At 28.9% G+C, this 13,407-nt stretch carries 12 protein-coding genes; 11 read left to right on the top strand and 1 reads right to left on the bottom strand.

What is annotated here, in order from left to right:
• Positions 1-18 precede the first annotated feature (18 nt).
• The 3 genes from Q0Y03_RS09200 to holA all read left to right on the top strand — a co-directional run bounded on the left by Q0Y03_RS09200 (position 19) and on the right by holA (position 3,193).
• Positions 19-339: a hypothetical protein gene (locus Q0Y03_RS09200; RefSeq protein ID WP_297713533.1), complete on the top strand. Its 321-nt coding sequence runs from the start codon at positions 19-21 to the stop codon at positions 337-339.
• A 117-nt stretch (positions 340-456) separates the two neighbouring features.
• Complete coding sequence (locus tag Q0Y03_RS09195) at positions 457-2,142, top strand: ComEC/Rec2 family competence protein (RefSeq protein ID WP_297713532.1); 1,686 nt, start codon at positions 457-459, stop codon at positions 2,140-2,142.
• Between the two features lie 19 nt (positions 2,143-2,161).
• A complete protein-coding gene (holA, locus tag Q0Y03_RS09190; protein ID WP_297713531.1) occupies positions 2,162-3,193 on the top strand; it encodes a DNA polymerase III subunit delta in 1,032 nt (343 codons plus the stop codon).
• 97 nt (positions 3,194-3,290) lie between these two features.
• Here the strand turns inward: holA and rpsT are convergent, their stop codons facing one another.
• Positions 3,291-3,554: a 30S ribosomal protein S20 gene (rpsT, locus tag Q0Y03_RS09185; RefSeq protein ID WP_133014421.1), complete on the bottom strand. Its 264-nt coding sequence runs from the start codon at positions 3,552-3,554 to the stop codon at positions 3,291-3,293.
• A gap of 174 nt (positions 3,555-3,728) precedes the next feature.
• On the opposite strand from rpsT, the gene gpr reads away from it, so the two are divergent.
• The 8 genes from gpr to dnaK all read left to right on the top strand — a co-directional run bounded on the left by gpr (position 3,729) and on the right by dnaK (position 13,351).
• On the top strand, positions 3,729-4,703 hold the full coding sequence (gene gpr / locus Q0Y03_RS09180) for a GPR endopeptidase (protein ID WP_297713530.1): 975 nt from the start codon (positions 3,729-3,731) through the stop codon (positions 4,701-4,703).
• A gap of 88 nt (positions 4,704-4,791) precedes the next feature.
• Positions 4,792-5,904, top strand: coding sequence for a stage II sporulation protein P (locus Q0Y03_RS09175; RefSeq protein WP_297713529.1), 1,113 nt, complete (start codon positions 4,792-4,794; stop codon positions 5,902-5,904).
• 104 nt (positions 5,905-6,008) lie between these two features.
• A complete protein-coding gene (locus Q0Y03_RS09170; protein ID WP_297713528.1) occupies positions 6,009-6,467 on the top strand; it encodes a hypothetical protein in 459 nt (152 codons plus the stop codon).
• A 133-nt stretch (positions 6,468-6,600) separates the two neighbouring features.
• Positions 6,601-8,406, top strand: coding sequence for a translation elongation factor 4 (lepA, locus tag Q0Y03_RS09165; protein WP_297713527.1), 1,806 nt, complete (start codon positions 6,601-6,603; stop codon positions 8,404-8,406).
• 72 nt (positions 8,407-8,478) lie between these two features.
• A complete protein-coding gene (gene hemW, locus Q0Y03_RS09160) occupies positions 8,479-9,612 on the top strand; it encodes a radical SAM family heme chaperone HemW (RefSeq protein WP_297713526.1) in 1,134 nt (377 codons plus the stop codon).
• Positions 9,613-9,802: 190 nt separating this feature from the next.
• On the top strand, positions 9,803-10,831 hold the full coding sequence (gene hrcA / locus Q0Y03_RS09155; protein ID WP_297713525.1) for a heat-inducible transcriptional repressor HrcA: 1,029 nt from the start codon (positions 9,803-9,805) through the stop codon (positions 10,829-10,831).
• A gap of 23 nt (positions 10,832-10,854) precedes the next feature.
• The gene (gene grpE, locus Q0Y03_RS09150) at positions 10,855-11,442 is read left to right on the top strand and encodes a nucleotide exchange factor GrpE (protein WP_297713524.1); all 588 of its coding nucleotides are present in this window, start codon (positions 10,855-10,857) and stop codon (positions 11,440-11,442) included.
• A 49-nt stretch (positions 11,443-11,491) separates the two neighbouring features.
• On the top strand, positions 11,492-13,351 hold the full coding sequence (dnaK, locus tag Q0Y03_RS09145; protein ID WP_297713523.1) for a molecular chaperone DnaK: 1,860 nt from the start codon (positions 11,492-11,494) through the stop codon (positions 13,349-13,351).
• Positions 13,352-13,407 lie beyond the last annotated feature (56 nt).

Raw genomic sequence — 13,407 nt, 5'->3', positions numbered from 1 at the left:
AGAGGAGGTAGGAATAAAATGGAAAGAATATCATCTATGTTTTTTTGTTTATCATTAATAGTTTATTATGGATTAAAATTATTTAAGGTAAAAAGAAAAATATATCTAAAAGCACATATAATATTAGGATCTGTTTCAGTGCTAGCAATGGTAGGAGAACTAATTAATAGATTTGCAGAAGAAGGATTTATAAAATATATAGGCTTTTCAGTTATTATGATTACTATTGGAATAACTGGTATGATAATGAAGAAGAATTATAAACTTTATAAGAAGATTCATATTATATTTACTATAGGATTTTTTGTATATTTACCTATAGCTATTAAATTTTTATAATTAATAATAAGTTGTTGTAGGCTTTACTAATTAAGTAAGGTCTTTTTTTATGTTTGTGATTTATATATTGGAAATTTGGTAATGCTTATTTAATGAGGTGTTGCCAAGGTGGATAGTATGAATGATAAGTATTTTAATAATCCGTTACCATATATATTTATTGTGTTTATGTTAGCATATTTTAGTTATGAAATGTATAGCAAAAATGCTATTTTGGCAAGTTTTTATGTTGCCAGTTTCTTTATTTTTATAATGTATCTTAAAGGTAAATATATAATGTTCATATTAGTTTTATTTTTTATTGTAGCATTAAATAATACTGTATATTTTTATAATTATACTCCCAAAGAAGTTGAAGAGGTAAGAATAACTGAAGTTAAAAATTATTATGGTAAAGGAGAAATTAATGGGAGAATAGTTAGTTTATCTAATATTAATGATAATATAGAAGTAGGAAATAAATTATTAGTTAAAGGTAAGTTTAGTGAAAATAAGAATATAAGCAATGGAGTAATTGGAGAGTATAAAATAGAAGATTACAAAATTTTAAAGCCTGATTTTATTGATAAGCTCTACAAAAGAAGAAAATATGTATTTGAAGGTATTGAAAGTAAGCTAGGGGAAAGGAAGGCTGCATTAATAACATCAGTATCATTTGGATATAAAGGTGAATTAGATGAAGATCATGAGGAGTTAATGAAAAATTTAGGGATATCTCATGTTATTTCTGTTTCAGGATTACATTTAGTTTTAGTATATAGTGTATTAAGAAGGTTTTTAGGGGTAAAGTTAAGTTTAGTACTAGCATTAGTCTATGTATTGTTTTCAGGGGCATCAGCACCAGCTGTAAGGTCGTATATAATGATAGTGATATTAAACCTTGGAAAAATAGTTAAGCGTAACTACAATCCTATAGCATCATTATCTTTAGCAGGGATAATATTGCTATTAATGAAGCCATATTATACTTATAATCTTGGATTTATACTTTCATTTTTAGCTACTTTAGGAATAATATTATTTAATAATGATTTAAATAAAAAGTTATATAAATTACCTAATTCCATTAGAAATACTATTGCAATTTCATTAAGTGCACAAATATTAACATTACCAATTATAATATTATATTTTAATGAAGTATCATTGAATTTTATAGTTGGAAATATTGTTGTAATTCCTTTTATGAATATTTTAGTGGTTTTAGGGAATATATCGATATTCATAATAGGAATTTCAAGCATATTTAATTACATTATGTATATATGTCATTATATAATCAAGTATATTGATATAATTATGTATAAAATTGATAATATGTCATTTGATTTGATATATTTTCATTATACTGTGGCATATTTTTATATAGCCTTATTAACAACATATTATTTTTATAAAAAAGGGTTTAAAAGGTTTATATATTATCCTTTAATTATATTTTTTTATATAGTAGTATTAATATACTCACCACTACCTAAGATAAGATATTATAATGAAGGAGGGCTTTTAATAAGCTATAAAGGAGAACGAGTACTTATTCAAACAAAAGATGAGGTTGATGAGAAAAAGCTTATGTCAGTTTCCTTAGCAAGTAATATATCTAATGATTTTAATGAAATTACTATTGGAGAAGAAATTAAGGTAAAAAGAAATGGTAAAAATTTTGTTTTGCAGACATTAAATAATAACTATTTGCTATTTGTAAATTATGAAAAATTAAATAATGATTATGATATAATAGATTTCAGAAAAGGTGATATAAAAGAAATTTTACTTTTTAAAGGTGAGATAATAAACAATTAGTTAGGAGTGGCAATAGGCATTGATTAATATAGATATACTAGATGGAGAAATAAAGAAAAATGATATATCAAATGGTTATATATTTTGTGGTTTAGATGAAGAGCTTATAAAGATAAGTGTTAATTCTATAATAGATAAGGTTGTTGAAAAAGACTTTTTAGATTTGAATCTTATAAAGTTAGATGGACTAACAACTACATTTGATGATATAGAAAATGCTTGTGAAACCTTACCGTTTTTTGGAGATAAAAAAGTTGTAGTAGTATATAGGGCTAATTTTTTAAAAGAAAAACCAGATAAAGATGGAGGTAAAGTTTATACTGAGACTTTAAAGTATATTAAGGATCTACCATCTCATACAATTCTTATTATGTATTATTTATTTAATGATAAGAGAGATACGCCTAAGAAAAATAAAAAGTTAACTACTCTTGATAAATATGTTAAAGTAGTCCATTGTGATAAATTAAAGAAAGACAGATATTATAAAAAGATTGATGATTTATTTAAAGAAAAAGGTAGAACTATAGGAAAAGTAGAACTAAGATACTTTGCAGATAAGGTACAAAATAATTTTGATATTATAAAAAGAGAAGTTGATAAATTAGATTGCTATTCTAGTGGAAGAGAGATAACTAAGGTGGATATTGATAAGTTAATTCAAAATAAAAGTGAGGATGATATATTTGACCTTGTAGAATATATTTCTATTAGGAAGGTTGAGAAGGCATTAGATTTATTAGATGAATTGTTGTTTAAAGCGGATCAGCATATGTTAATAATATCATCTATAGGAAATCATTTCAGAAGATTACATGAGATTAAAGTATATTTATCACAAGGAAAAAGGTTAGATTTTTTTATGTCTAAATATAGGTTGCCTCAATTTGTTTGTGAAAAATTAATGAATCAAGCAGCTAAATTTACAGTGAAACAATTAAGTGAACTTATTCGAGTTTGTGTAGAGACTGAATTAAAATTAAAGTCTTCTACTTCAGAAAAGCAAATGGAAATGGAGCTTATGCTATTTAAAACATTTATGGTTAAATAGATATGTTTTAAATAAAAATAGATAAAAAATATATAATATTTCATAACTTAAAAATTGTAAAATAATAGCCGGTGAAAAATCACCGGCTTCTTATTTATTACGCCATAGCGTTTAATTTTGCAGCTAATCTTGATTTCTTTCTAGCAGCCATGTTTTGGTGAACTACACCTTTTTGAGCAGCCATGTCTAAAGACTTAGTAGCTTTAACGAATAAAGCTTTAGCTTCTTCAGCATTGTTAGCAGCTACAGCAGCTTCAAACTTCTTTATAGCAGTTTTTAAAGCTGATTTAACCATCTTGTTTTGTAAAGTTTTCTTTTCAGTAACTTTAATTCTTTTTTGTGCTGATTTAATATTTGCCATTCAATTCACCCCCTTGATATTTTATAGGGCCTCTGCAGTTTTTGGGGAAATCTGCGTACGAGTTCATTTTCAACAAATCATATTATAACACCTAAAGTTTTTAAGTTCAAGTATGAAATTAAAACTTATTTGGGAAAATAAACTTGAGGAGTAATAAATTTTAGGAGGAATATTATGATAAGTGTTAGAACAGACCTTGCAATAGAAGCAAAACAAGCATATACAGAGGAAAATAAAAGAGAGCTTGATGGAGTTAAAATTGATGAGGAAATGGAAGGCGAGGTCAAAATTACTACTGTAACTATTGAGAGTGATGAGGCTGGAAAAGAATTAGGTAAACCAAAAGGTCATTATATAACTATAGATTTTCCTGAATTTACCCCTTATGATGGTGAATCAATGGATGAATTATCATTAGTTGTAGGAAAAGTTATGAAAAAACTTGTAGATATTTCTGAGGATAAACTTGTATTAGTAGTAGGACTTGGAAATTGGAATGTTACACCAGATGCACTTGGACCAAAAGTTACAGAGAAAATTATGATAACAAGGCATTTAAAACAAGTAATGCCAGATGCAATAGATGATTCTGTAAGACCAGTATGTGCAATAGCACCAGGAGTTTTGGGAATTACAGGAATAGAGACTGGAGAAGTTATAAAATCATTAGTTGATAAAATTAAACCGAACTTAGTAATATGTGTTGATGCATTAGGATCTAGAAGATTAGAGAGGGTAAACAGAACTATTCAAATTGGAGACACAGGAATTTCACCAGGTGCTGGAGTTGGGAATCATAGAATGCAAATAAACGAAAAGAGTTTAGGGGTAAAAGTATTAGCTGTAGGAGTTCCAACAGTTGTTGATGCTGCAACTATAGCAAATGATACTATGGATTTATTATTAGATGATTTATGTAGTAAAGCACAAAAAGGAAAAGAATTCTATAATATGTTAAAGAGCGTAGATAGAAATGAGAAGAATATGCTTATTAGAGAAATATTAAATCCATCATTTGGAGATTTAATGGTTACTCCAAAAGATGTTGATACAGTTATTGAGTCTTTATCAAAAATAATAGCAAATGGGATTAATATTGCAGTTCAACCTAATATGAATATGGAAGAAATCAATAAATTTATGAATTAACTAAAAAGTGTTTTGTGTTTTTTTAATCATCTATTAATAATTATGTAAAACCTCCCATATATTTATAAAGAGTGAGGAGGTATATAAAATGCAATGGGTTAATGATGGTAATAATGTTAACAGAAAGAAACATGGTATTAGTATAGGATATATAGTTCTATTAGCTCTTATGATTAATTTTTTTATAAGAGCTGGTAGTGTTATTAATAGTTATAGAGAGCGTGGGGGATTAGCATATGTACAATTGCTTAATCACTCTATGCCAGTTGTTAAAACACAAATATATGATAGTACAGCATATAGAGAAAATAAAGTGAGTATTAAAAGAGTGGTAGTTGAAGCTTTAGGTCTAAATAAGATAACTACTTATGGAATAATAGGTAATGAAGTATCTTTTTTTAATAATATAAATAACGTTAATAGTAATGGCAATTTAGATAATAGCTCTAAAACAACCTTTAATTTATTTGAGCCCTATGTTGTTAAGGAAGAAAGTATTGCTAGGGTTACAGAAGAAGATTTAGCAGAACTAAATAAAACTAGTGCTGCATATGATCCTTCACTTAAGAAAACGTTAGATGAGGCAAATGTAGAAATATTAATTTATCATACTCATACTCATGAAGGATATGCAGAATCTGGAGCAGACACTGAACAAGAAGATTTTAGTGTTGTTGGTGTAGGAGATGTATTAGCACAAGAACTTGAAGAGGGATATGGAATATCTGTTATTCATGATAAAACAGTACATGATACTAGTCCTTATAATCAATCTTATTATAGATCAGGACCAACGGTGCAAAGTTATTTAAATCAATTTCCTAATTTAAAATTAGTAATAGATTTGCATAGAAATAGTGGACCTAGTAAGGATAGAACTACGGTAGAAATTAATGGGCAAAGTTTAGCAAGAATTATGTTTGTTACCTCAAAGGCTTCACCATATTATACGGAAATGATGAACGCAGTAACCGACATGATTTCTACTTCAGAAGAACTTTTTCCTGGATTCCTTGCAGATGGAAATAATGGAGTTGGTCTTTATGAATATGATCGTGGATCAAATAACTTTAATCAAGATTTAAGTTCAGCATGTATATTAACAGAGTTTGGAACAGAACTAAATACGGCACAAGAAGCAAAATTAAGTGCTAAATATCTAGCTAGATTAATTGCCGAATATTTAAATAGTAAAGAATAATTGAATAAAAGTTTGAAAAGTGAGCATCCTTATAGCTAATAACTAAGGAGCTCATTTTTTATTTCTATATATGTTATAAATTGAGTTAAGGAGGCGGTTTTAAGTTGAAAATTATTAAAAAATTTCTTATACCTACATTTGCAGTAATTTTGCTTATTGTAGGTTTTGTAAAGATAAATATAATAAATACAGAATCATTATCACCATTGGGAAACACTGATGATAACTTTAAAGTTGTAAGTGAGGAGTTCGGAGAAGATTTTCAGGAATTTATTAAAGATAATAGTGCGGTGAAGATTTATGTTGGAGAAAAAAATGATGGTTTATCAACTGTAAAGATATATAATAAAGAAATTAAGTTAACTAGTGATAATTTATTTATGAATAGTATAAAAAAAGCTTTAGAATATGTGAATAAAGCTTTTATAAATATAAGGGATAAAATAAATAAAAGTACAAAAACTAATAGTGGTTATGATGAAAATAGTAATATAAAAGATGATAGTAATAATAGTGAGTTGGATGAAAGTGTAGATGATTTTAATCAAAATATTAATAATTAAAAAAATACTAGTAATCTTAATATGAATTCCATGTTAATATTCTTGACACTTACTCTATACTCTATGTTATAATTTAGCTTGATTTAACAATATGGGGGTGAAGAAGCTGCTGAATAAAAAGCAGTTAAGATATATGCAAAGTAATAGACAATCAAAGATTAGAAACTTTTCAATCGTAGCACATATAGACCACGGTAAGTCAACCCTAGCGGATAGATTATTAGAAATTACAGGGACTCTTACACAAAGAGAAATGGAAGAGCAAGTTCTTGATAATATGGAAATTGAAAAAGAAAGAGGTATAACAATTAAGTCTCAGGCTGCTAGATTAATATATAGACGCCAAGATGGAGAAGAATACATATTAAACTTAATTGATACACCAGGACACGTAGACTTTACATATGAGGTATCAAGAAGTTTAGCTGCTTGTGAAGGAGCGTTATTAGTAGTAGATGCTACACAAGGTATTCAAGCTCAAACTTTAGCAAACTGTTATTTAGCATTAGATAACGATTTAGAAATTGCTCCAGTAATTAATAAGGTAGATTTAGCTTCTGCAAGACCAGATGAAGTAAAACAAGAAATTGAAGATGTTATAGGGATAGAGGCTGAAGATGCACCTATGATATCAGCTAAAACTGGATTAAATGTTGAGCAAGTGTTAGAAACAATAGTTGAAAAGGTTCCGGCACCAACTGGTGATGAAGAAGCTCCATTAAAAGCTTTAATATTCGATTCTTACTATGATAGTTATAAAGGTGTTGTTTGCTATGTAAGAATTAAAGATGGTGTAGTTAAGCCAGGAACTAAAATTAAACTTATGGCAACAAATAAAGTATATGATGTAACAGAAGTTGGAGTTTTCACGCCAAAATTAATGCCTATAACTGAACTAAGAGCTGGTGATGTTGGATATATAACTGCATCTATAAAAAATGTTGCAGATGCTAGAGTTGGTGACACTATAACAGAATCAGATAGACCAACGGCAGAAGCACTTCCAGGATATAAAAAGGCAGTTCCAATGGTTTATTCAGGTATTTATCCAGTAGATGGAGCTAAGTATGATGAATTAAAAGAAGCATTAGAAAAATTACAAATAAATGATGCAGCTTTAGATTTTGAACCAGAAACATCTATAGCTTTAGGGTTTGGTTTCAGATGTGGATTCTTAGGATTGCTTCATATGGAAATAATTCAAGAAAGAATAGAAAGAGAATTTAATTTAGATATCATAACAACAGCTCCTTCAGTTGTTTATAAGGTAACAAAGACTAATGGAGAAGTTTTAGATTTAACAAATCCGACAAACTTACCAGAAGCAACTGAAATAGATTATATGGAAGAGCCAGTTGTTAAGGCTTCTATTATTTCACCAACTGATTATGTTGGGGCTATAATGGATTTATGCCAAGAAAGAAGAGGAACATTTATCGATATGGAATATCTAGAAACTACAAGAGTTTGTATTAACTATGATATGCCATTAAATGAAATTGTATATGACTTCTTTGATACTTTAAAATCAAGAACAAGAGGATATGCATCTTTTGATTATGAATTTAAAGGATATACTAAAACTGAACTTGTTAAGCTTGATATATTATTAAATGGAGATGTAGTTGATGCTTTATCAATGATAGTTCCAAAAGAAAGAGCTTATCATAAAGGTAGAGGAATTACTGAAAAGCTTAAAGAAATTATTCCAAGACAAATGTTTGAAGTTCCAATTCAAGCTGCAGTAGGATCTAAGGTTATAGCTAGAGAAACAGTTAAGGCTATGAGAAAAGACGTACTTGCTAAATGTTATGGTGGAGATATTTCAAGAAAGAAGAAGCTTCTTGAAAAGCAAAAAGAAGGTAAGAAGAGAATGAGACAAGTGGGATCTGTAGAAGTACCACAAGAAGCATTCATGGCTGTTCTTAAAGTAGACTAGTAAAAAGACATTGCTTTTGCAATGTCTTTTTTCAATTATGAGTTAAAAGTTATTTGATTTGGAGGAAAAATAATGAAGGAAATTAGTTTATATATACACATACCATTTTGTAAGCAAAGATGTTTTTATTGTGACTTTCCAACCTTCGCAGGAAAAGAAAGATTTAGAGAAGAATATATTGATGCTTTAATTAAGGAAATAAAAGAGAAGTGTTCTGATTATTTAATAAAAACTATTTTTATTGGAGGTGGAACACCTTCATATCTTGAAGAAAATGAGCTTGAAAAACTTCTTATGGCAGTTTCTAAGCTGAATTTATTAGATAAACTGGAATATTCTATGGAGTGTAATCCAGGAACAGTAAATGAAAATAAATTAAAGATAATGAAGAAATATGGGATAAATAGAATAAGCTTTGGTCTTCAATCTTGTAATGATAATTTGCTGAAAAAAATTGGTCGTATACATACATTTGAAGAATTTTTAGAAAATTATAATTTAGCAAGAAAAGTAGGATTCGACAATATTAATGTAGATTTAATGTATGGTCTTCCTAATTTAACTATCCAAGATTGGAAGAATACTTTAGAAAATATATGTGAATTAAAACCAGAACATATTTCGGCATACAGTCTCATAATTGAAGAAGGAACTGCCTTTTATAAATTATACGAAAAAGATAAGCTTGAACTCCCAAGTGAAGATGATGAAAGGATAATGGATAAAATAACTAAAGATATATTGAAAGCTAATGGATATCATCAATATGAAATTTCTAATTTTGCTTTAGATGGCAAGGAATGTGAGCATAATAAGGTTTACTGGTCATTAGATGAATATATTGGAGTTGGAAGTGCAAGTAGTTCTTATATGGATGGATATAGATTTACTAATACAAGCAATATAAATGATTATATAGAAAAGATAAGTAATAATGTAAGTGTAGTAATAGATAAGTATGAAAATTCTATTGAGGATGAAATGGAAGAGTTTGTTTTTATGGGGTTAAGAATGGTTTATGGCATAGACTTATTAAATTTTGAGAAAAAATTTGGTGTAGATATAAATAGTATATATAAAGAAATCATTGAGAAGAATATAAAGGGTGGATTGCTTGTTGTTAAGGAAAATAAAATGTTTTTAACAGCTAAAGGAATGGAGTTATCAAACAGTGTAATGTCAGATTTTATATTAGATAAATCATAAAAATGAAAAGTAGAGTAATAAGGAGAAATTTAGAGATGGAAAGAGATAATAGTGAGAAAGTTAAATTATATAAAAAAATAGTTGAAAATTTAAAGAAATACGAAATTGACAAAAAAAACAAATAAGAATATATTGATATTGTAGTCATTAGCACTCGACATTGATGAGTGCTAACAATAGGGGTGATGAAATGGCTATTGATGAAAGAAAAATAAAAATACTTCAAGCCATTATTAATGACTATATAGTAACAGGAGAACCTGTTGGTTCAAGAACAATAGCTAAGAAGTATGATTTAGGTGTAGGATCTGCAACCATAAGAAATGAAATGGCAGATTTAGAGGAGATGGGATATTTAGAACAGCCTCACACGTCAGCAGGTAGAATACCCTCTAGTAAGGGATATAGATTATATGTTGATAAATTAATGGAAACACCAAAGCTAAGTAAAGATGAAGAGCTAAGAATTAAGGAATATTTAATTAATTCAGCTATGCATGAAGTTGATACTATCTTGAAGGAAGCTTGTGTTTTATTATCTGAATTAACAAATCTAACTTGTATAGTTAGAACTCCTTCTATGAAAAGAAGCTATATAAGATCATTGCAATTAATAAAGATAGATGAATTGAATTTAATTGTTGTAATAGTTACAGATAGTGGAGTTATAAAAAATCATAGAATTAAAGTTAATGCTGTACCAAGTAATGAAGAACTTATTAGAATTAACGAGGTATTAAATTCTAAACTTAAAAATTTAACAATTGAAGCTATTAATTTAGAAGTTATTAATGAGCTTAAAAATGACTTAGTAGGGTTTGATGATTTATTTAATGCAATGCTTCCAGCTTTATATGAAAGTTTAAATAATAGTTCAAAATCAGAGTTAGTTGTTGAGGGAACTACTAATCTTTTCAATTATCCTGAATATAACGATATTGAAAAGGCTAAGGAAGTACTTCAATTAATAAGTAATAAAGATTGTGTAATAGAGCTACTAGAGAGTAGTGGTGATATTTCAATTAAAATTGGTGATGAAAATTATATTCCAGAAGCTAAGGATTGTTCAATAATAACAGCAGAGTATTCCTTAGGAGGAAGGCCGATTGGAAGTGTTGGACTTATTGGTCCACAGCGAATTAATTACTCGAAGGTTATTTCTATAATGGCACAAGTAATGAAAGAGTTAAATAAAAGTCTTAAGGACCAAGAGTATTGAATAAAGAGAGATGAGGTGTAAAGATGGAAGAAAACAAAGATTTAAGAGATGATGAAATAGTAGAAGAAAACAGTTCAGTAGAAGAGAATACAGAAGCTACAGAAAATGAAGAAGTAGAAGAAGTAATAGAAGAGTATTCTGAAATTGATGATTTATCAATGATAAGAAAGTTAAAAGATGAAAATAAAAAACTTTCTAATGAATTAGATGCATTAAAGGATAGATTACTTAGATTAACTGCTGAGTATGATAACTATAGAAAAAGAACAGCAAAAGAAAAAGAAGGTATTTATACAGATGCCTGCACAGATGTATTAAAAGAGTTATTACCTGTGGCAGATAATTTAGAAAGAGCTTTAGCTGTAGAAGGTAATGTAGAAGATATTAAAAAAGGTGTTGAGATGACAATAAAAGGATTCTTAAACTCTTTAGAAAAATTAGGGGTTGAAGAAATAGATACAACTAATGGTTTTGATCCTAATTTACATCAAGCAATTTCAGTAGTTGAAGATGCAAATTTAAATACTAATGATGTTGCTCAAGTATATCAAAAGGGATATAAAAAAGGAGAAAAAGTAATCAGATATTCAATGGTTACAGTAGCAAAATAGTAAGTAAGGAAAATTTTTAAATAGATAATGATTAGAGGAGGAAAAAATTATGGCAAAAATTATAGGTATTGATTTAGGTACAACAAATTCATGTGTAGCTGTTATGGAAGGTGGAGAACCAGTAGTTATCACTAACTCAGAAGGTGCTAGAACTACTCCATCAGTAGTTTCATTCCAAGCTAACGGTGAAAGATTAGTAGGACAAATAGCTAAAAGACAAGCAATTACAAATCCAGAACACACTATAATCTCAATTAAGAGAGAAATGGGAACAGATCATAAAACAAAAATTGACGATAAAACTTATTCACCACAAGAAATATCAGCAATGATACTTCAAAAGATTAAAGCTGATGCAGAAGCTTACTTAGGTGAAACTGTAACTCAAGCTGTTATTACAGTTCCAGCTTACTTCAATGATGCTGAAAGACAAGCAACTAAGGATGCTGGTAGAATAGCAGGATTAGAAGTATTAAGAATAATAAACGAACCAACAGCTGCTTCATTAGCTTATGGATTAGATAAGACTGATCACAGCGAAAAAATATTCGTTTATGACTTAGGTGGAGGTACATTCGACGTATCTATCCTTGAATTAGGTGATGGAGTATTCGAAGTATTATCAACTAACGGAGATACTCATTTAGGTGGAGATGACTTCGACCAAAAAATTATAGATTATATAGCAGATACATTTAAAGCTGAATATGGAATTGACTTAAGAAACGATAAGAGCTCAGTTCAAAGATTAAAAGAAGCTGCTGAAAAAGCTAAGATAGAATTATCTTCATCAATGCAAACAAACATTAACTTACCATTTATCACTGCTGATGCAACAGGTCCAAAACATATTGATATGAACTTAACTAGAGCAAAATTCAATGAATTAACTCATGATTTAGTTCAAAGATCAATTGAACCAATGAAGAAAGCATTATCTGATGCAGGACTTTCAATTAGTCAAATAGATAAAGTTATATTAGTTGGTGGTTCAACAAGAATTCCAGCAGTTCAAGAAGCTGTTAAGAACTTTACTGGAAAAGAACCTTCAAAGGGAGTTAACCCAGATGAATGCGTAGCTATGGGTGCTGCAATTCAAGCAGGTGTTTTAACTGGAGAAGTTAAAGATGTATTATTACTAGATGTTACACCATTAACATTAGGTATTGAAACTTTAGGAGGAGTTGCTACTCCATTAATCGAAAGAAATACAACTATACCAGCTAAGAAGAGTCAAGTATTCTCAACTGCAGCGGATGGTCAAACATCAGTTGAAATTCACGTAGTACAAGGTGAAAGACAAATGGCTGCTGATAACAAGACTTTAGGTAGATTTACTCTATCAGGTATTGCTCCAGCTCCAAGAGGAATTCCACAAATCGAAGTTACTTTTGATATAGATGCTAATGGTATTGTTAAAGTATCTGCTATGGATAAAGGAACTGGTAAAGAAGCAAATATCACAATTACTGCTTCAACTAACTTAAGTGATGAAGAAGTAGATAGAGCTGTAAAAGAAGCTGAAAGATTTGCTGAAGAAGATAAGAAGAGAAAAGAATCAATAGAAACTAAGAACAATGCAGATCAATTAACTTACCAAACTGAAAAACAATTAGAAGAACTTGGTGATAAGATTTCTGCTGATGATAAAGCAAAAATAACTTCTAAATTAGATGCATTAAAAGCTGTTAAAGATGGAGAGGATTTAGAAGCTATTAAGAAAGCTACAGAAGAATTAACTCAAGAATTCTATGCTATATCTTCAAAGATGTATGCTGATGCTCAAGGTGCAGCAGGAGCTCAAGGTGCAGGGTTCGATCCAAACAACATGGGTGGAAATGCTAATCAAGGACCAGCTCATGATGATAATGTAGTAGATGCTGACTTTGAAGTAAAAGAAGATAAATAATATAAGTAATATAAATATAGGGAAGACAAAAGTCGTCTTCCCTTTTTAAAAGTTTA

The organism is Clostridium sp., assembly GCF_026168755.1.
Taxonomy (GTDB): Bacteria; Bacillota; Clostridia; order Clostridiales; family Clostridiaceae; genus Clostridium.
Note: the sequence above shows the minus strand (reverse complement) of the source record. Positions and strands in the feature narration are given on the sequence as shown.